This is a genomic window from Pseudodesulfovibrio hydrargyri (genome assembly GCF_001874525.1).
Classification (GTDB): domain Bacteria; phylum Desulfobacterota; class Desulfovibrionia; order Desulfovibrionales; family Desulfovibrionaceae; genus Pseudodesulfovibrio; species Pseudodesulfovibrio hydrargyri.
In genome coordinates this window covers 872,203-891,664 of record NZ_LKAQ01000004.1, presented here as the reverse complement: position 1 = coordinate 891,664, position 19,462 = coordinate 872,203, and the positions used below count along the sequence as shown (strand labels likewise).

Annotated in this window: 14 protein-coding genes; 7 read left to right on the top strand and 7 right to left on the bottom strand. The window is 64.8% G+C overall.

Features of this window, described 5'->3' with window-relative positions; all coding sequences use genetic code 11:
- Positions 1 to 448: 448 nt before the first annotated feature.
- From BerOc1_RS08490 to BerOc1_RS08470, 5 genes are all read right to left on the bottom strand, one after another.
- Complete coding sequence (locus BerOc1_RS08490) at positions 449 to 1,753, bottom strand: sensor histidine kinase (RefSeq protein ID WP_071545284.1); 1,305 nt, start codon at positions 1,751 to 1,753, stop codon at positions 449 to 451.
- Positions 1,719 to 2,888, bottom strand: a complete 1,170-nt coding sequence (gene ercA / locus BerOc1_RS08485) for an alcohol dehydrogenase-like regulatory protein ErcA (protein WP_071545283.1) — start codon at positions 2,886 to 2,888, stop codon at positions 1,719 to 1,721. Before ercA ends, BerOc1_RS08490 begins: the two co-directional genes overlap by 35 nt.
- A gap of 94 nt (positions 2,889 to 2,982) precedes the next feature.
- Positions 2,983 to 6,483, bottom strand: a complete 3,501-nt coding sequence (locus tag BerOc1_RS08480) for a PAS domain S-box protein (RefSeq protein WP_071545282.1) — start codon at positions 6,481 to 6,483, stop codon at positions 2,983 to 2,985.
- 81 nt (positions 6,484 to 6,564) lie between these two features.
- The gene (locus BerOc1_RS08475; protein WP_071545281.1) at positions 6,565 to 7,251 is read right to left on the bottom strand and encodes a VOC family protein; all 687 of its coding nucleotides are present in this window, start codon (positions 7,249 to 7,251) and stop codon (positions 6,565 to 6,567) included.
- An 18-nt stretch (positions 7,252 to 7,269) separates the two neighbouring features.
- Complete coding sequence (locus BerOc1_RS08470) at positions 7,270 to 8,211, bottom strand: PhzF family phenazine biosynthesis isomerase (protein ID WP_071545280.1); 942 nt, start codon at positions 8,209 to 8,211, stop codon at positions 7,270 to 7,272.
- Positions 8,212 to 8,371: 160 nt separating this feature from the next.
- Between BerOc1_RS08470 and hcp the strand changes: the two genes are divergently transcribed.
- The 6 genes from hcp to murI all read left to right on the top strand — a co-directional run bounded on the left by hcp (position 8,372) and on the right by murI (position 15,174).
- Positions 8,372 to 9,979 (top strand): hydroxylamine reductase, encoded by a 1,608-nt coding sequence (hcp, locus tag BerOc1_RS08465; RefSeq protein ID WP_071545279.1) that lies wholly within the window; start codon positions 8,372 to 8,374, stop codon positions 9,977 to 9,979.
- A gap of 328 nt (positions 9,980 to 10,307) precedes the next feature.
- Positions 10,308 to 10,655, top strand: a complete 348-nt coding sequence (locus BerOc1_RS08460; RefSeq protein WP_071545278.1) for a cupin domain-containing protein — start codon at positions 10,308 to 10,310, stop codon at positions 10,653 to 10,655.
- A gap of 111 nt (positions 10,656 to 10,766) precedes the next feature.
- On the top strand, positions 10,767 to 12,005 hold the full coding sequence (locus BerOc1_RS08455; RefSeq protein ID WP_071545277.1) for an HD domain-containing phosphohydrolase: 1,239 nt from the start codon (positions 10,767 to 10,769) through the stop codon (positions 12,003 to 12,005).
- A gap of 3 nt (positions 12,006 to 12,008) precedes the next feature.
- Complete coding sequence (locus tag BerOc1_RS08450; RefSeq protein ID WP_071545276.1) at positions 12,009 to 12,920, top strand: HD domain-containing protein; 912 nt, start codon at positions 12,009 to 12,011, stop codon at positions 12,918 to 12,920.
- A gap of 52 nt (positions 12,921 to 12,972) precedes the next feature.
- On the top strand, positions 12,973 to 14,223 hold the full coding sequence (locus tag BerOc1_RS08445) for an EAL and HDOD domain-containing protein (protein ID WP_071545275.1): 1,251 nt from the start codon (positions 12,973 to 12,975) through the stop codon (positions 14,221 to 14,223).
- Between the two features lie 111 nt (positions 14,224 to 14,334).
- Complete coding sequence (gene murI, locus BerOc1_RS08440) at positions 14,335 to 15,174, top strand: glutamate racemase (protein WP_071545274.1); 840 nt, start codon at positions 14,335 to 14,337, stop codon at positions 15,172 to 15,174.
- Between the two features lie 409 nt (positions 15,175 to 15,583).
- On the opposite strand, the gene BerOc1_RS08435 is transcribed toward murI, so the two are convergent.
- Positions 15,584 to 16,345, bottom strand: coding sequence for a substrate-binding periplasmic protein (locus BerOc1_RS08435; RefSeq protein ID WP_071545273.1), 762 nt, complete (start codon positions 16,343 to 16,345; stop codon positions 15,584 to 15,586).
- A 284-nt stretch (positions 16,346 to 16,629) separates the two neighbouring features.
- On the opposite strand from BerOc1_RS08435, the gene BerOc1_RS08430 reads away from it, so the two are divergent.
- A complete protein-coding gene (locus BerOc1_RS08430) occupies positions 16,630 to 17,535 on the top strand; it encodes an HD-GYP domain-containing protein (RefSeq protein WP_242652923.1) in 906 nt (301 codons plus the stop codon).
- Positions 17,536 to 17,809: 274 nt separating this feature from the next.
- Here BerOc1_RS08430 and BerOc1_RS08425 read toward each other — a convergent pair whose 3' ends face one another.
- On the bottom strand, positions 17,810 to 19,447 hold the full coding sequence (locus BerOc1_RS08425; RefSeq protein WP_084641275.1) for a lytic transglycosylase domain-containing protein: 1,638 nt from the start codon (positions 19,445 to 19,447) through the stop codon (positions 17,810 to 17,812).
- Positions 19,448 to 19,462 lie beyond the last annotated feature (15 nt).

Below are 19,462 nucleotides of genomic sequence, written 5' to 3'. Positions count from 1 at the left end.
CCGGGTGGTGTCCCGAAGTGTTCGCGCCGGACGTCCACGGGCCCCGGAGGGCCGCCCGGCGCGAACCCTTCGGGACGGTTGCCCAACGCCGCAGGCGGGCGTGGACGAAACCCGCCAAAGCGGTCTTGCGGCGTTTTCTTATTTCTGAAAAACGGCAGTACCCATTGCGCCAAGCCCTTTCCAAAAAATAAACCCCGCGATTTCGGGCAGGGGGAACGGCGGGCGATCTTATGGAAATGCGCACGGCGTCACACCCGTTTCCCCTGCCCGGAATCGCCAACCGGCACGGCGGAAGGCGTCTTTGTCGTAGTCTTCCGCGTCCGCACGCCCCTGAGCGAAGCGAACATGGGGGTCCAGGGCAGCGCCCTGCCCGTCGGAGACGCCCCCCGGCGAGGGCTCCACCCGAAGGGGCCGCCGGAGGCATTCCATCCCCCTTCACGCCAGACCGCTAACCGCGCTTCAAGGCGGGCAGGGTGAAGATGAATTTGCTGCCCTGGCCGGGTGTACTTTCGGCCCAGATATGGCCGCCGTGTTCGTGGACGATGTGTTTGCAGATGGTCAGGCCGAGTCCGGTTCCGGCGGGTCGGTTGGACAGGTGTTCCCCGGCCTGGGTGAATTCCTCGAAGATGGATTCGAGGAGTTCGGGCTGGATGCCGATGCCGGTGTCGGCCACGCTGATGCGCACGGTGTCTTCCACGGCGCGGGCGGCGCAGGTGACGGCGCCCCGGGAGGTGAACTTCACGGCATTGGAGAAGAGGTTGACCATGACTTGCATGAGCCGGTCCATGTCGCCCTTGACCATGGGCAGGTGGGATTCGATGTTCAGGTTCAGGGTCAGGTTGTTGTCGTCGAACAGGGAGGAGGTGACCTCCACGGTCCGGGTGATGAACTCTTCGGGGTGAATGGGGGCCATGACGTATTCGACGCGGTTGGCCTCCATCTTGGCCAGGTCGAGGACGTCGTTGATCAGCGAAGTAAGGCGCTGGCCTTCGCCTGCGATGATCTCTAGGTTCTTGCGGACTACCTCCATCTCGTTTCTCAGTTCGTCGTCCGCTATGCGGTCCAGGGCCGGGAAGATGGAGCCGATGAGTTTCTTGCGGGTGACCTTGGCGAAACCGAGCACGGCGGTCAGGGGGGTACGCAGTTCGTGGGACACGGTGGACAGGAACTCGGACTTGGCCCGGTTGGCCTGATCCAGTTCCTTGGTCCGTTCGCGGACCCGGATCTCCAACTGGTCGTGGCTGCGTTTGAGGGCGCGTTCCGAGCGTTTGCGCTCGCTGATGTCGCGGGCCACGATGATGGCCTGGCGCTGGTCCTGGAAGGAGACCAGGCTGAGGGTCAGGTCCACCGGAACCGGGGGCTGCCCGTCGCAGAAGGGGCAGATGAATTCGGTCTCCAGACGCACGGTCTTGGTCTCGTTGTGGAAGAGGTTGTTGGCGTGGCGGCGGATGTGCGGAGGCAGGATCTCCTTGAAGCTCATGCCCCGCAGCTGTTCCGGGCCGCAGCCGAGCAGGGCGTCGGCCGCGCCCGAAATGTCCAGGATGACGCCGCTGTCCGCGTCGACCACGAAGATGGCGTCGTTGACCCTGTCGAGCAGGGCGCGGAAATGTTCGAGTTCATCCAGCCGGCTCTTGAGTTCCGGGTAGTAACTCTTGCTGATGGAACGTTTGCCCAGGCCGATGAGCTTTTCGCGCTCCGTGGCCTGGACCGGTTCGGAATCAGCAGGTGGCTTTGAATATCTGGATGAGCTCATCGGCCGTCGGTTGTTTGGGGTTGGTCAGCATGCAGGCGTCGGACAGGGCGTTGCGCGCCAGCAGGGGCAGGTCCTCGTCGGTCATGCCCAGTTCGCACAGTGTGTGGGTCACGCCCACGCTCCGCTTCAGGTCGCGGATCGCCTCCAGGGTGCGTTCCCTGGCCTCGTCGATGGAGGTCTCCTCCGGGATGTCCGCGCCCAGGATGACGCCCAGACGGCGGTATTTCTCCGGTTCGGCGTCGAAGTTGTAGGCGACGACGCGGTCCAGGAGGATGGCGTTGCACAGGCCGTGGGGCAGGTCCAGGAGGCCGCCCAGGCTGTGGGCCATGGCGTGGACCGCGCCGAGAATGGCGTTGGAGAAGGCCAGACCCGCGTAGGTGGAAGCGAGCATCATGCCGGTGCGCGCCTCCAGGTCGTCGGGGCGCTCGACCGCGTTGCGCAGGTGTTTGCGGACGAGGCGCATGGCCTCCATGGCGTTCAGGTCGGTGATGGCCGAGGCGGCGTTGGAGGCGAACGCCTCGACCGCGTGGGTCAGGGCGTCCAGGCCGGTGTGCGCGGTAAGCCGCGCGTCCATGGTCAGGGTCAATTTGGGGTCGATGAGGGCCACGTCCGGGACCATGGTCTTGGACACGATGGCGATTTTCACCTTCCGGTCGGTGTCGTTGATGATGCAGAACTGGGAGATGTCGGCGGCGGTTCCGGCGGTGGTGGGGATGCAGATGAGCGGCGGCCCGGGCCGTTCCACATTGTCCACGCCCTCGAATTCGAGGACGTGCCTGTCGTTGGTGCAGACGATGCCGATGGCCTTGGCGCAGTCCATGGGCGATCCGCCGCCCACGGCCACGAGGGAATCGCAGCCCTCGCGGCGGTAGACCTCGGCCCCGGCCATGACCTCCTCGTGGCGCGGGTTGGGGGTCACGTCCGAGAACACGGTGCAGGCCACGCCCTCCCGGGTGAGGGAGTCCACGACCCGACCGGTGCAGCCGATGGCCTCCAGGGCCCGGCAGGAGACCACCAGGGCCTTTTTGGTGGAGAGGTTGGCGGCGTATTGCCCGGCCAGCATGGCCGCGCCCGGGCCGAAGACGAACTCCGGGGCCACGAATTTCCGCAACTCGGCAAACTCCTCACCGGGCATGGCTCTCCTCCTTTTCGAAAAGTCGGTACGCGGACCAGGACGACGGAACGGACATTTCCCACTTCTACCTGGGAGAATAGGTCCCTGTAAAATCTTAGTCCATGATTTTCATCAGGCTGGATATCTCTTCGCGCAGGCGGGAGAAAAGCCCGTTTTCGTCGCCTTTCCCCGCGCAGGCGGCGGCCAGGGAGGCGGCGGTCAGGGCGGCCGCGTTGGCCCCGATGGCCGTGCACACGGACCGGACGGTGCCCGCCAGTTCTCCGGCCTTGGCCGTGTCGCCCGCGCCGGTGGCCTGCTCCAGCTCTTCGGTCAGCAGCGAGAGTTCGGTTTTGGCCGTGACCAGGAAGTCGGCGAAGATGGCCTCGTCCACGCCCAGGTGCTCCATGGCCGCTTCCGGGGTCCAGGGCGGCAGAGCGTCCATGGGTTCGGCCTCGGCCTGGACCGTGCCCGCGTCCGGGGGCTGCGGGGGCGCGGGGGCCGCGCCGATGAGCCGGTTGATGATCACGGCCAGTTCGTTGAAGTCCACGGGCTTGGCCACGTAGTCGTCCATGCCCGCGCCCAGGCTCTTGTCGCGAAACTCCTTGAGGGCGTGGGCCGTGACCCCGATGATCGGGATATTCGGGTCCGCGATGGGCCCGCCCGGCACGGCCGAACGGATGGCCTTGGTGGTGGAGATGCCGTCCAGCACCGGCATTTCGATGTCCATGAGGATGAGGTCAAAGGGCTCGCGCTTGAGCAGGTCCAGGACCTCGAGCCCGGTCTTGGCCACGGCGTAGGAGTAGCCAAGGTCCTCGAGCTTGAGGGTGGTGACCATGATGTTGACGTCGTTGTCCTCGGCCACGAGCACGCGCACGGGCCGGGTCGGGGCCTCGGGCCGCCGGTGGATGTCGTCCTCGTCGGGCATGGGGCAGGAGAAGCCCTGTTCGAACCAGACCGTGAAGGAAAAAACGCTGCCCTTGCCCACGGTGGACTCCACCCGGATGTCCCCGCCCATGAGCGAGATGAGCTGCTTGCAGATGGCCAGTCCCAGGCCGGTGCCGCCGAAGGCGCGGGTGGACTGGGAGAAGCTCTGGAAAATGGAGTCCAGGAACTCGCGCGGGATGCCGATGCCCGTGTCCTCCACGGCAAAGGCCACGCCCACGGTCCGGCTCTCGTCCGGGGCCGGGCCCGCGGCGGCCCGCACGCGGATGGTGATGGACCCGCGGTGAGTGAACTTGACCGCGTTGCCCGCCAGGTTGACCAGCACCTGCCTCAGCGACAGGGGGTCGCCCTTGACGCAGTGGGGGACGGACCCGTCAATCTGAAGGGCCATGTCGAGCCCCTTCTGGCGGGCCTGGAGCTCGAGCCCCTTGATGGTCGTCTTGACGTGGAACGGCAGGTCGAAATCCACGTGGTCCAGTTCGAGCTTGCGCGCCTCGATCTTGGACAGGTCGAGGATGTCGTTGATGATGGACAGGAGGTGCTGGGCCGAGTCCTTGACGGTCTTGAGGTAGTCGCGCTGGTCCTCGGTCAGGTCGGTCTGCAGGGTGATCTCGGTCATGCCCACGATGGCGTTCATGGGGGTCCGGATCTCGTGGCTCATGGCGGCCAGGAACTCGGATTTGGCCCGGTTGGCGGCCTCGGCGTCCTCGCGGGTGCGCAACAGGTCCTCTTGGGCTCGCCGGTTCTCGGTGACGTCGTCCCAGGCCCAGATGACGCCCTTGGACAGGTCCCGGCGGTCCACGGTCTTGGCGTACATGCGGCACCAGATCGTGGAGCCGTTCTTGCTCCTGAACGCCTGCTCGGTATTGAATTCACCGCGCTCGGTCAGTGCGGACTTGGCCGCCACGACGAAGTCGTCCTCGGTCTGGTAGTGGCCGAGCAGCAGATTCAGGGTGTTGTTCTGGATCTCGTCCGTGGAATAGCCGAATATCTCCGCGCCCCGCCGGTTGATGGTCACGATCTTGCGGCCCACGGACATGGCGATGCCCATCAGGGAGTTTTCCAGGATGGCTTCGAACTTGACCAGGTTCTGGCGGATGGCGTTCTCCGACTCCTTGCGCTCCGAGATGTCCCGGACGTTGACCAGGACGGCCTCCTCGCCCCGGTAGATGATCCGGGTCAGGTGAACCTCCACGTCGAATTCCAGGTGGTCCCGGTAGCGGCGCGCGCGCCATTCCAGGTGGCGGGGCTTGCCGCCCAGGACCTCGCGAATGGTCCCGGCCATGGAGTGCAGGGGGTTTTCCCGGCTCGACAGATCCCGGGACAGGGACACGCCCGACGGGTCCATGCCCTCCAGGCCGAACATCTCGATCATCCGCCGGTTCACTTCCAGGATGCGGCCGCTGCCGTCGTGGATGATGATGGCGTCGTAGGAAAAGTCGAAAATGGTCCGCAGGACCTCCTCGGACTGGCGCAGCTCGCTGGTCCGCTCCTTGACCCGCTCTTCCAGGGTCCGGTGGGCGGTGCGCAGTTCCTTTTCGGCGCGCCGCCTGCGGGTGATGTTCAGGATCAGGGCCAGGATGATCAGGGTCTGCAGGGCGCCGAACCCGACCACGCCCAAAAGAACGGCGGAGTGCTCGCGGTAGAAGGATTCGGGGCGGTTGCTGATCGCGCTGTCCGGAGGGAGTTTGGCCAGGTTGAGGTCGAACCGCTTGAGCTGGACGTAGTCGAAAACCGGGGCGTAGGCGCTGCCGTGCAGGACCGGGATTTCACCGGGACTGCGGCCGGACATGACGTGCAGGGCGATCTGGGCCATGGCCTGCCCCTGGTCGTGGCCGTTGGAGAGCATGCCGCCCACGATGCCGTGGCCGATGTCCCCCTTGAGGATGCCGAAGACCGGCACCCGGGCGTGGGCGGACACCGCCTGGGCCACCTCGCTCTTGTCGTAGAACCGTCCGCTCTTGTCCCGGTTGAACACGCTGAGCAGGATCACGGCATTGGTCGGCAGCCGGTCCACGTGCTGAAGGATGTCGGCCAGGTCCGAATTCCCGGAGAAGACCACGGTGACTTCCGGGTCCAGGCCGCGCAGCTGTTCCTCAATGGATTTGCGCACGGCCGCGCCCGACCAGGTGTAGTCGTTGACCACGTAGACGGTTTTGGTGCCGGGCCTGAGCCTGAGGGCGCAGTCGATGGTCTGCCGGGCGTCCAGGACCTCGGCCACGCCCGTGAACAGGGGGTGGTTCTCGAGCTGGTCGGGCCTGAAGAAATTGACCCCGCCGAAAACCACCGGGATGTCCGGAAAGAGCTCGTCGTGATGGCGGAGCAGGAAGTCATAGGCCGCGTTGTCCGTGGACAGGATCAGGTCCAGGGGCACGCCCTTGTACTTGTGGGCGTAGATGTTCAGGAGCTGTTGCTCGTAGTGGGCGTTGTAGGCCACCCGCTTGGTGTCCATGTACTCCACGTGCATGGTGATGCCCGTCTCGCGGGGCCGGAGCACGTCGGTCAGCCCCAGGCAGACCTCGTCGGTCCATTGGAACCCCTGGTGGTAGGAGTTGAGCAGGAGGATCTGTTTCCGGTCCGAGGCCCGGGCGGCGGGCGCGAGCAGGACCGACAGCGCCAGGACGGCGAGCAGGAAGGGGCAAAGGACCCTGGGAGAACGAACCGACAGCTGCATGACGACTCCTGCTGTAGGGGGAACCGTCCGTTCTCTATCAAATGCGCGGTGATTAATAAAGTCGGGGCGCATGCCTGTCGGCTATGCCCGGCGCGGCGGGCAGCCGCAGGCTCCGGGCATGGTCTCCAGCAGCCGGACGCCCTCCGGGGTGTCGATGCGCGCGGCCATGCGCGGCGCCTCCAGGGGCGGCAGGGGATGCACCTTGACCATATCCACCGGGCCCACGGCGTCCAGAATGCCGCCCAGCCACTCGGGGTAGGGGTGATAGATGTTCAGGCCGAGCAGGCGGCATCCCAGGTCGGGCATGGACAGGGCCGGATGGAACTCGGTCTGCCACTGGATGGCGTAGGGCAGCATGCCCCCGGCCAGTAACCGCCCGTCCGAGGGCAGGGCGAACTGCCAGTTCAGCTCGCCCCGGCTGACCGGCGTGGCCTGGCCGAAAGACATGGGGGCCGCGTCCAGGAAGGCCGCGATATCGTCGGTGTTGGCCACCCAGGCCAGGAAGGCGGGCGAACGGTCCAGCCGCTCGCGCACGGACGGGTCGTCCAGGCCGAACCAGCGAGGCTTGGCCGGGACCGGGCCGTCCGGATTGATGGCGATGATCTCCAGAAACATCTCCGCTCCGATGCGCATGACGTGATTGCGGGTGCCCATGGTCTCGTGCACCCCGCCGCGCGGCACGCGCACGCCGAGTTGCTTCTCGGCCCAGTCAACGCCCCGTTCCATGTCCGTGGCCGCGATGACGATATGGTCCAGTCTGGTTCGCATGTTCCCGCCTCTCCCGTATTACAAAATAGTTGCTGAAATGTTTCCATTATCGTCGGACAATTCGATCTTCAAACGGCCCGCCTCCACAGCCGTGCCGCCCACCTGGACTTTATGCGGGCCGTTTGAATCGCGGGTCACGGTGACCTCGATGCGCCCTTCGCTCCCCATGGCCACGCCCTGGCGGCCCAGGTAGCGGACGACCGGTTGGTCGGGCAGCACGCCGTATCGGGAGAGATACGCCCCGCACGGCCCGTTGCCGTTGCCCGTGACCGGGTCCTCGTCGATGCCCACGGCCGGGGCGAACATCCGCCCGCTGGTCAGGCACGGGTCCTGCCCGCCGTTCAGGACAAAGACGAAATAGCCGTTGCAGCCGATCTCCCGGCTGAGCGCCCGGAGCGCGGCCATGTCCGGGGCAAGCCCGTCCAGGACGGCCACGGAGCGGATGGGAACCATGACCTTGGAGTGACCGGTGGAGACCTCCTGCACGGGCAACCCGTCCGCCAGGTCGCCCGGCCCGAGGCCGAGCCCGGCCAGGATGGCCTCGCGCACCTCGGCGCCGTAGGGCGGGGTAAAGGCCACCGCGCCCTGGGTCATGGTCACCTTGAGCCGTCCGTCCACGGTCTCTAGGTCGACGGGCAGCACGCCCGCCCCGGTCATGATGCGCACCCGGCCGTGCGCCATGCCCAGGGCCCGGGCGCGCACGAAGTGCGATCCGATGGTGGCGTGGCCGCAGGTCGGCACCTCCACCTCGGGCGTGAAATAGCGTTGCACCAGGTCGTAGTCCGCCCCCTCCGGCGCGGGGGACAGGAACGCGGTCTCGGACACGCCGACCAAGGCGGCCACGGCCCGCATGGCCGCATCGGGCAGCCCCTCCGCGTCCAGGACCACGCCCGCGCGGTTGCCCTTGCCGGGCTCCGTGGTGAAGGCGTCCGCCAGAAAGACGGTGATTGTTCGAGTCATGCCGGAAGGATAGTCCTTTCGGGCCCGGACCACAACCTGCGGGTCAAGATCAGTATTTTCGTTTTTCCCCCTTTTTTGACTTAAATCATACTCCTGTTCCGCTGGATGCCCTAGCCTTGGACGCATCGAGAGCAATTCACCAAAACAAAGGAGTGAAACCATGTTTTGTTACCAGTGTGAACAGACCGCCAAGGGCGGTTGCACCAAAATCGGCGTGTGCGGCAAGACCGATTCCACCGCCACCCTCCAGGACCTTCTCCTCCACCTGACCAAAGGCCTCGCCCAGGTGGCCGTGGCCGCCCGCGGGCAGGGCATCGAGGACAACGAAGTGAACCGCTTCATCTCCGAGGCGGTCTTCTCCACCCTGACCAACGTGAATTTCGACGACGCCCGGTTCGTCACCCTGATCAACAAGTGCGTGTCCCTGCGCGAAGGGCTCAAGACCAAGGTGTCCGGCGTGGAGTTCGGTGGCCCGGCCGTGATGGCTCCCGCCCTCGACATCCCCGGCCTGGTTGCCCAGGGCAAGGCGGTCGGCGTGGAGTCCGATCCCGAGCCCGACCCGGACATCAAGTCCCTCAAGCACACCCTGACCTACGGCCTCAAGGGCGTGGCCGCCTACATGGACCACGCCGCCATCCTGGGCCGCGAGGACGACGAACTGTACGCCAAGTTCCAGGGGCTGCTGGCCGCCACCCTGGCCACCGGGCTGACCCTGGAGCAGGCCGTGGAGGCCGGGCTCGAGTGCGGACGCATCAACATCCGGGCCATGGAGCTGCTGGACGACGCCAACACCTCGGCCTACGGCCATCCGGTTCCCACCGAGGTCAAGCTCGGCCCCACCGCGGGCAAGGCCATCCTGGTCTCGGGCCACGACCTCAAGGATCTCGAGACCCTGCTCAAGCAGACCGAGGGCAAGGGCATCAACGTCTATACCCACGGCGAAATGCTCCCCTGCCACGGCTACCCCGAGCTGCACAAGTACCCGCATCTGGCCGGTCACTACGGCACGGCCTGGCAGAACCAGAAAAAGGAATTCGCCGAGTTCCCGGGCGCCATCCTGATGACCACCAACTGCATCCAGGACCCCAAGAAATACATCGACAACATCTTCACCACCGGCCTGGTCGGCTGGCCCGGCGCGGTCCATGTGGGCAATGACGATTTCACCCCCGTCATCGAGCGGGCCCTTGCCATGCCGGGGTTTGAAGCAGATATCGATAAGGGATCGGTAATGACCGGCTTTGCCCGCAACGCGGTCATGTCCGTGGCCGACACGGTCATCAACGCGGTCAAGTCCGGCGACATCCGCCACTTCTTCCTGGTGGGCGGCTGCGACGGGGCCAAGCCCGGCCGCAACTACTACACCGAGTTCGTGGAGCAGGCCCCGGCCGACACGGTCATCCTGACCCTGGCCTGCGGCAAGTTCCGCTTCTTCGACAAGCAGCTCGGCGACATCGGCGGCATCCCGCGCCTGCTCGACGTGGGCCAGTGCAACGACGCCTACTCCGCGGTCCAGATCGCCCTGGCCCTGGCCAAGGCTTTCGACTGCGGAGTCAACGATCTGCCGCTCTCCCTGGTCCTGTCCTGGTACGAGCAGAAGGCCGTGGCCATCCTCCTGTCCCTGCTCGCCCTGGGCATCAAAAACATCAAGCTCGGACCGTCCCTGCCGTCCTTCATCACCCCCAACGTCCTCAACCTCCTGGTCGAGAACTACAACATCGCCCCGATCACCACCCCCGAGGCCGACCTGGCCGAAATCCTGGGCTAGACCAAGGGATAAACGAAAACACGGCCCGCCGGTGCAAACCGGCGGGCCTTTTTGTTTGGCGTCTTTCCTGCGATGAAAGCGAAAGGCAGGTGGGAAGCCGCTGCGCGGCGATTTCAGATGATTTCGCCTCCGGCGGGCAGGGGGTCCGCACCCTTGCATCCCGTTTATGCGCCTGCGGCGCGGTTTTGTCTCGCTTCGCAGGGAAGTCCCTTTTGCGCCCGAAAAGCCCGGTCGGTGGCGTCTGGCGTCCGCACCGGGGCTGTGCTAGCCTGCCTAGGTCCGCCCCTTTCAGGGGGGACGCAACGTCAACAGGCAGGAGAGAACGACGATGAAAGTAATAAAGTATACGGACGTGGACCCCGTGGAGCTGAAGGTGGCCGGGCCGGGCGTGACCGGCCGGGTGGTCATCGGCAAGGAGGACGACGACGTCAATTTCTGCATGCGGGTCATCGAGCTCGAGCCCGGCGCCCAGATTCCGCTGCACGCCCACCCGTGGGAGCACCAGCAATTCTATCACGCGGGCACTGGCTACGTCATCAAGGACGGCGACAAACTGGACGTCGGCCCGGGCAGCGTGGTCTACGTGGCCCCGGACGAGGAGCACTACGTGACCAACACCGGCGACGCGCCTCTGGTCTTCGTCTGCCTCATTCCCAAGGGCATCCCGGAGATATAGAACCCGGCCATCCCCTTTTTCCCGTCCGCCCCACTGCCGCGCCGGACGGAATGTTTGATTTTCCCTTGGGAATAGGGGATATATGGAGCAGTAGCAACCCGGAGGGCCGACATGGGCATTGAACGTTTGGAAGGCCGCGACGACGCGGTATTGACGATCCTCAAGATCACCGACGAGGTCAACCAACTCAAGGACGTGGACACGATCCTGGACAAGATTCTCCAGGAATCCAGGCGGTTTTCCGGCGCGGACGCCGGGTCCATCTTCCTGGTGGACAACGACCGGCTGATCTTCAGCTACGTCCAGAACGACACCCTGTTCAAGACCGAAGCCGCCAACGCCGCCCTGTACCAGAACTTCGGCATCCCCATCAGCGAGCAGTCCATCGTGGGCTACGTGGCCAAGACCCGCCAGAGCCTGTCCATCGACGATGCCTACGAACTGGACCCGACCCTCCCCTTTTCCTTCAACAAGTCCTTTGACGAAAAATCCGGCTTCCGGACCACCAGCATGCTGGCCATCCCGCTCATCGCCCAGGAGAGCAGGCTGGTCGGGGTCATGCAGCTGATCAACGCCAAGAACGAGTCCGGCGCGGTGGTCCCCTTTTCCGACGAGGCCAAGACCTACATCCCGCTGTTCTGCAACAACGCCTCGGTGGCCATCGAGCGCGGCCTCATGAACCGCGAGCTCATCCTGCGCATGATGCAGATGGCCGAACTGCGCGACCCGGCCGAGACCGGGGCGCATGTCCAGAGGGTGGGTGCGTACTGCGCGGAAATCTACGGAACCTGGGCCGCCCGCCGTGGCCTCTCCGCCAAGGACATCAAGAATACCCGCGACAACCTGCGCCTGGCCGCCATGCTCCACGACGTGGGCAAGGTCGGCATCTCCGACGCCATCCTCAAGAAGCCCGCCAAGCTGACCGACGAGGAATACGACATCATGAAGTGGCACACCATCTTCGGGGCCCGTCTCTTCAGGAACCAGACCTCGGAGCTGGACCGCATGTCCCAGGAGATCGCCCTGTATCACCACGAGAAATGGGCGGGCAGGGGCTACCCCTCCATCCCACTGGACCAGGTCTGGGCCGAAGAGCCGACCCTCGGCGGCGCGCCCATGAGCGGCGAGGGCATTCCCCTGTCCGCGCGTATCTGCGCGGTGGCCGACGTGTATGACGCTCTGGCCTCCCCCCGGTCATACAAGGACCCGTTCCCGGACGAAAAGTGCCTGGGCATACTGGAAAAGGACGCGGGCACCCATTTCGACCCAGAGATAGTGGAAATCTTCCTGGAAATCTTCGACGTCATCAAGGCCATCCGCGACAGGTGGGTGGAAACCCCCGGAACGTAGCCCATGGCAGGGTCCGAGATGAAGCTCTACGATTTTGTGGACCCGGTGGACGCCGAGTGCGTGCGCCGTGAGACCGAGGACCTCACGCGGGCGTTCTTCCCCGGCTACGACGGCCGGATATTCCACCGCGCCTTTGCCGACGTGGAGCGGCTCTTCGCGGGCCGCTATCCCGGATACCGGGCGAGCAACACCAAATACCACAACTTCGAGCACACCTGCTCCGTGGTCCTGGCCTCGGCGCGCCTGATCTACGGGGCCATGACCCGGGACCACCGCTTTTCCGAGACCGACTGCCTCAAGGGGCTTCTGGCCGCCCTGTTCCACGACGTGGGGCTCATCCAGGACGTGGACGACACCCAGGGCACCGGGGCCAAGCACACCGTGGGCCACGAGGAACGCTCCATCCAGTTCATGCGCTGGTACCTGAACGGGACCCTGGACGAACAGGGCATCGAGGACATCGCCGACTGCATCCGCTGCACCATCCTGGCCATGTCCCCGGCCAAGATCGTCTTCCGCACCGAAAACATGCGCAGAATGGGCCATTTCACAGGCACCGCCGACCTCCTGGCCCAGATCGCGGACCGCTACTACCTGGAAAAGCTCCTCCTGCTCTTCGAGGAGTTCCAGGAGGCCAAGCTGCCCGGCTACGGCAGCGCCCTGGACCTGGTGCTCAAGACCCGGTCCTTTTACAAGGACGTGGCCCGCAAAAGGCTGGACAAGGAGTTCCGGGGCGCGGACCGCTACATGCTCGACTATTTCCGAACGCGCCAGCAGGTGGACAAGGACCTCTACCGGGAGGCCATCGACAACAACCTGGCCTACCTGGACAAGATTCTGGCCGAATGCGGAGACGACCTGGACGCGTTCACGGCCAGACTTCGGCGCAACCACGGCCATGAGCCGTTCTGCTGACGGATTTCCCGGCCCTCCCCCCGGGCCGGAACACACAGGGAGACGACAAGGCATGCAGGACAAGACCGAACCGTTTGAATCCATGTTCATCGCGCGGCAGCCGGTCTTCCGGCCGGACGAGTCCGTATGGGGGTACGAACTGCTCTTTCGCGCGGGCCGGGACAACGTGGCCGTCATCAGTGACGAGTCCCAGGCCACGGCCTCGGTCATCGCCGACGGCCTGGCCCTGGCCACCGAGGGCATGGATCACGCGGCCAAAATCCTCATCAACTTCCCGGAAAAGCTGCTCGTGGACGACGCCGGTTTCGCCCTGCCCAAGGAACGGTGCGTGGTCGAGATCCTGGAGAACGTCCGGCCCTCCAAGGAGACCCTGGCCGCCGCCCGGCGTCTCAAGGACGCGGGCTACACCCTGGCCGTGGACGACTTCTTCGGCCAGGACGAACTGCGCCCCTTCGTGGAGCTGGCCGACATCGTCAAGATGGACATCCTGGCCCTGGACGCGGATCCGAAGCGCATCAGGGAAGGAATGGCCGGACTGCCCGGCGACGTGACACTGCTGGCCGAAAAGGTCGAGGACAACGAGACCTTCAGAACCTTGCGCGACATGGGCTTCTCCCTGTTCCAGGGGTTCTTCTTCAGCCGTCCGGAAATCATCCCCGGCCGCAAGCTGACCGCGGCCGAGACCACCAAGCTCCAGGTCCTCGGCGAACTGGCCAGGCCGGACTTCGAGCCCGCGCGCCTGGCCGCCATCCTGCGTTCCGATCCGAGCCTGACCTACCGCCTGTTCCGCTACATCAACTCCGTGGGAATCGGCCTCGCCCACAAGATCACCTCGGCCAAGAGGGCCCTGGACATGATGGGCACGATCCAGTCCAAACAATGGCTGCGCAGCGCGGTCATCGCCGACCTCAACCCTTCGCCCAAGGCCGCGGAACTGGCCTACATGGCCGTACACCGGGCCAAGTTTCTGGAGTCCATCTGCTCCAGCTCCAACCGGGCCGTGTGCGAGCCCGACACCCTGTTCATGACCGGCCTCTTCTCCCTGCTCGACGCCATGCTCGGCATGAACATGCACGACATCATCAAGTCCCTGCCCCTGGAGGAATCCGTGGTCCAGGCCTTGGACGGCAACGGGGATCTCTACGACCTCCTGCGCCTGGCCGCCAGCTACGAGCGCGGCCAGTGGGGCGAAACCGCCCAGCGCCTCAGAAAACTCTCCCTGGACTCCTTCCAGGCCGAACTGCTCTACATCCAGTCCCGCAGCTGGGCCCAGAAGATGCTCGGCTACTCCAAGGCCGAATAAGACGCCCCCCCGTCCCCTCCGCCGCTTGTCGCGATTGGTTTAGACATTTTCAAGGAAATGTGTAGACTTTGCGGCGCGAAGGAGAGAACCGCAGCGCATGGAGTCGGGAAAATGAAGAATCAGGCGAAGTTGCCCATCGGCATGTTCGATTCGGGCGTGGGCGGACTGACCGTGCTCAAGGCGTTGCGCGAACGCATGCCGTGCGAGGACGTCATCTATCTCGGCGATACCGCGCGGCTGCCCTACGGGACCAAGTCGCCCCAGACCGTCACCCGCTACGGCGTGCAGTGCGGCGGCGAACTGATCAAACGCGGGGTCAAGCTGCTCGTGGTGGCCTGCAACACCGCCTCGGCCGTGGCCCTGGACGCCCTGCGCCAGGCCAACCCCGGCGTGCCCGTCATCGGCGTGGTCGAGCCCGGCGCGCACGCCGCCTGCGAGGCCACCGTGAACCAGGCCGTGGCGGTCATCGCCACGGAATCGACCATCGCGGGCGGGGCCTACCAGCGCGCCATCCACGCCCTCAGGCCCCAGGCCCGGATCATCGGCCACCCCTGCCCGCTGTTCGTGGCCCTGGCCGAGGAAGGCTGGACCGACGGCCAGGTGCCCGAAGCCGTGGCCGCCCGCTACCTCGACCCCATCTTCAAACCCGCGTCCGGCACCGGGCACCCCGTCATCCCCGACACCCTCGTGCTCGGCTGCACCCACTTCCCGCTGCTGGCCCCCGCCATCCGCAACGTGGTCCCGACCCGGACCACCATCGTGGACTCCGCCGCAACCACCGCCGAAACCGTGTACCGGGAACTCGACCGCCTGCACCTCGGCCGCCCTGAAAACGGCTGCGGCGCGACCCGCTACCTGACCACCGACGACGTCCCCCGCTTCGCCCGCACCGGCTCCCGCTTCCTGGGCACGCCCATCGCCGAGACCGACGTGGAATTGGTGGATTTGTAAGCCTTTCGTCCGGCAGGAAATGCCTCCGGCGTCCCTCCCGGCGGGCTCCTTCGGAGAGACCAGGGCGCTGCCCTATCGCTGCTGTCGACGGCTCTAAGACCGAGCAAGCTCGGCCTAAGACCCGACGCGTCCCCGCTTAAGGCCGAGGGCCTTAAGAATCCCGTGTTCGCTTCGCTCAGGTTCGTGCGGCGGCGGAAAGCCGCGACGGGACGCCTCCTGGCCGGGCGACTTCCAACCCCCACTCGCGACAATCCGCTTTCCCGCACCCGCGCCTTCGCCGCAGCGACACAAAAAGTTTGGGAGGGTTCAGAGAACCCTTTTCAAAAGGTTCCCTGGCGGGGTCTGGGGCAGCGCCTCAGCGGGGTTCGGGGCGGAGCCCCGACTTCGTGACCAGACGGCCCGCCTGCGCCTAGAAGCGCAGGAGGTAGCGCCGGGCGATGGCGTTGTAGGTGCCGTCCTTGGCCATCTGGTCCAGGGCTTTTTCCAGGGCCTGGATGATCTCTTCCTTGTCCTGGCGTTTGGCGGCCCGGGAGAGCACGGCGTAAGAGGGCTTGCCGGTCAGGAGCTTGCGGTTGAGGTAGACCACGGAGCTGGTCAGGCCCATGGCCTTGAGCCGGTAGTAGGTGACGTCGATATTGCCGGCAAAGGCGTCGATCTCGCCGCCGAGCAGTCCGGCGAGGATGGCCCGTTGGTCCGGGTATTCCTTGACGAGCATGTCGCCCTTGGCGCGGGCGGCGGCGAACTCCGGTCCGAGGTCGAGCCCGGCGGCCAGGCCGATGACCTTGCCCGCCAGATCCTGGTAGGAATTGAACGGAAATTTGGCACCGACCTTGGTAAAGAGCACGTAGTCGCTGTAGTGGATCGGGGTGGCTTCCATGAACAGCGCGTAGCGTTCGCGGCCCGGGCTGCGGAACAGGGCGAGCGCGCCGTCGCAGCGGCCGTTCTGAACCCTTTCCAGGACGGTTTCCAGGGGCCTGGCCTGGATTTCGATTTCAAGCCCGGCCCGGCGGGCGGCCTCGGTGAAGACATCCACGTCGATGCCCGAGGGCACGCCGTCGATGACCATGGAATAGGGCGCGAAATCCCTGTCCGCCAGCAAACGGAGCGGGTCTTCTGCCCGGGCGGTGGCGGCGAACAGGACGAGCAGACAGGCGAGCAGGCATTTTTTCATGGGGTTCTCCTGGAGGGTACGGGATGCACATGACACTAGCGCGTTCCGGTTTGTTGCACAAGAAGGGCCGGAACCCGCGCGGGCCCGGCAGTATCAGCGGCCTTGTGCAGACCTTGTCACATGTCGAAACATAGATTGTACTTTATCTTCTAGACATTGTCCTGATTTTTACTAGCAATCGCTCAACTAATATTATATGCATTCCGGGAATGGATACGAACTCCCGCGCCGCTCGGCCGGTATCCTACTTTCCCGTCTCTCCGGTCATGCTGTTTCCGGAAGCCTTGGGGAACTTCTCCGTCTACCTCTGGCAGGGTGGGGACTTCGTCCTTTACACTTCTTCGGGCCAGAAATTCACCACCCGCCACCGCCAGAACCTGCACAAGAACGGGATCAAGGAAGTGTACGTCCAGGGTTCGGAGCGGGCCGAGTACGAGAAGTACATCGAGCGCAACCTGGGCGGGATCCTGCTGGACGAGACCCTGCCCATCGAGGCGCGCTCGAGGATATTTTTCGAGGCCACCACAGTGGTCCTGCAGGACGTGTTCGACCGCAAGCTGCCGAGCGCGCTACGGGCCCGGCACCTGGACCGCATCACCGAGATCGTACGCAATTCCATCAAGTTCCTGGCCAAGGACAACTCCCTGTCCGCCGTGGCCCCGTTCATCTCGCACGACTACAAGACATACACCCACTGCATGCACGTCTTCGTCTATTCCGTGGCCCTGTTCCAGACCTTCGAGATGACCGAGAGCGAGGTCTTCGAATACGGGCTGGGCGCGCTGCTGCACGACGTGGGCAAGGCCAAGATTCCCAAGCGCATCCTGAACAAGCGCGGGCCGCTGACCACGGCGGAACGCGAAATCATCAAGGAGCACCCGGTGCACGGGGTGTCCATGTGCGCGCACCTGCCCATGACCCAGAACACGATCAACTGCATCCTGTTTCATCACGAGACCATGGACGGCTCGGGCTACCCGGCGGGCATCCGGGGCGACAACGTGCCCTTGGCGGTGCGCATCATTTCCCTGTCCGACATCTACGACGCCCTGACCTCGGACCGCCCCTATGCCGAAGCCATGGAACCCTACGAGGCCCTCTCCCTCATACGCAACGAGATGCGGGAGAATGTCGACATGAATGTCTTCAAGCGGTTTGTTGCAGTACTGAGCGGCGCTGAGATAATTTAATACTATTACGGTGTAAGAGGCCCACTCTCGAAAGCCTTGTGCTAGCGCGGTAATAAGAGCCGCTGTCGGGTGCTGCGCACCCGATTCGCTCCAGATAATAATGAAAGGCCTTCGGCTCATTGCTGAGTCGGAGGTCTTTTGGTTGCGCTCCCTCCCCGCGAAGCGGCGATAAAAAGTTCAGGAAAAGGAGGGGATGGGGTCCGGGGGAAGGGGAGGCATAAAAAAGTCCCGGCAAGCGTTGCGCTGGCCGGGACTTTTTCATTCGTCGGTATGGTTACTGGACGTAGACCTTGAGTTTCTGGCCCGCGTAGATGGTGGTTTTGGTGCTGATGGCGTTCCAGTGGCAGAGGTCGGAGACCTTGACGCCGAACTTGCGGGAGATGGAATAGAGGTTGTCGCCGCGCCGGACCTTGTACTGGACCACTTGGGTCTTGACCTTTTCGGCGTCCTTGACGGCCTGTTTGGTGGCCACGCTGGAGCTGTTGGGGATGTAGAGCTTCTGGCCGATCTTGAGGCGGCTGGAGCGCAATCCGTTGGATTTGCGCAGGGTGGACACCGTGGTGTTGAACGACTGGGCGATGGACCACAGGGTGTCGCCGGAGCGGACCACGTAGTTGCCGCGCTGGGCGGCGATGGCCCGGGTCTTGGCCGCGGACGAGGTCGAGGAGGAAGACGGCGCGGAGGCCGACGCGATCGCGGTGTGGCTCGATCCCCCGCCGGGCACCATGACGTAGGCGCCGGGCTGCAGGTTGTTGGAGCGGGTGTTGTTCACGCTCTTGAGCACGTTGATGGGCACGTTGTAACGGCGGGAGATGCGCCACCAGGAGTCGCCGGAACGCACGCGGTAGCGGATGTAGCCCGCGTAGGGCTGCGCGCCGGGCTCGCTCAGGTAGGCGATCATCTTGTCGGCCTTGTTCGCGGGCAGGTAGGCGGTGGCCTCCATGTGCGGCGGGCTGACCTGGCGGCGGAAGGCGGGGTTCATGTCGTGGAATTCCTTCCAGGACATGCCCCCGGCGCGGGCCAGGGCGAGCAGGTCGGTGCCGCCGGGCACCTTGACCGAGGTGATGTCGTATTCCATGTCCCAGGACACGGGCTCGAAGCCGAGGGTGTCGAGGTTCTGGAAAATCTTGGAAATGGCAATGAACTTGGGGACGTAGTGCTGGGTTTCCCGTTTCAAGCGGTTGCGGCGGGAGAGCTTGCGGTTCTTCTCGGTCAGCTCGAAGAAATCGTCGCAATTGGCCTGTTTCAGAGCACGGGCGATCTTGCCTTCGCCCGCGTTGTACGCAGCCAGGGCCAGGTACCAGTCGCCGAACTTGTCGTACAGATCCTTCAGATGGCGGGCCGCCGCGTCCGTGGCCTTGTAGGGGTCGCGGCGTTCGTCGATCCACCAGTCGGACTGGAGCCCGTACAGTCGGCCCGTGCCGCGCATGAACTGCCACATGCCGCCGGCCCCGGCCCAGGAATAGGCCCGGACGTTGTAGCCGGATTCGACAAAGGGCAGCAGGACCAGGTCCTGGGGCAGCCCGTACTTGGTGAAGACGCGGCGCACGTAGGGCAGGTAGGGCTGGGAACGTTCCAGCCACCGGGCCATGGTCTTGCGCGCCTTGTGGTTGTAATAGGTGAAGAAGAGCTCGACTTCATCGCTCTCGTGCTGCTCCAGGTCGAACAGCAGGCCGAAGCGCTGGTTGAGCACGGCCTGTTCGGTCTGGGTCAGGTCCTCGCCCGGAGCCACTTCGGGAGCGGCCTCGATCTCGGGTTCGAGCGCCTCGGCATCCTCGGGCACGAGGTTCTCGGTGACCTGTTCCTCTACGGGCGGGGCCGTTTCCTGGGGCGCCTTGGGCGCACAGCCTGCGGCCAGGCTCGCGATGAGCAGGCCCATCGCAAGTAAATAAGCATAGTTGAAAACTCTCAAGCGATCCTCCGACTT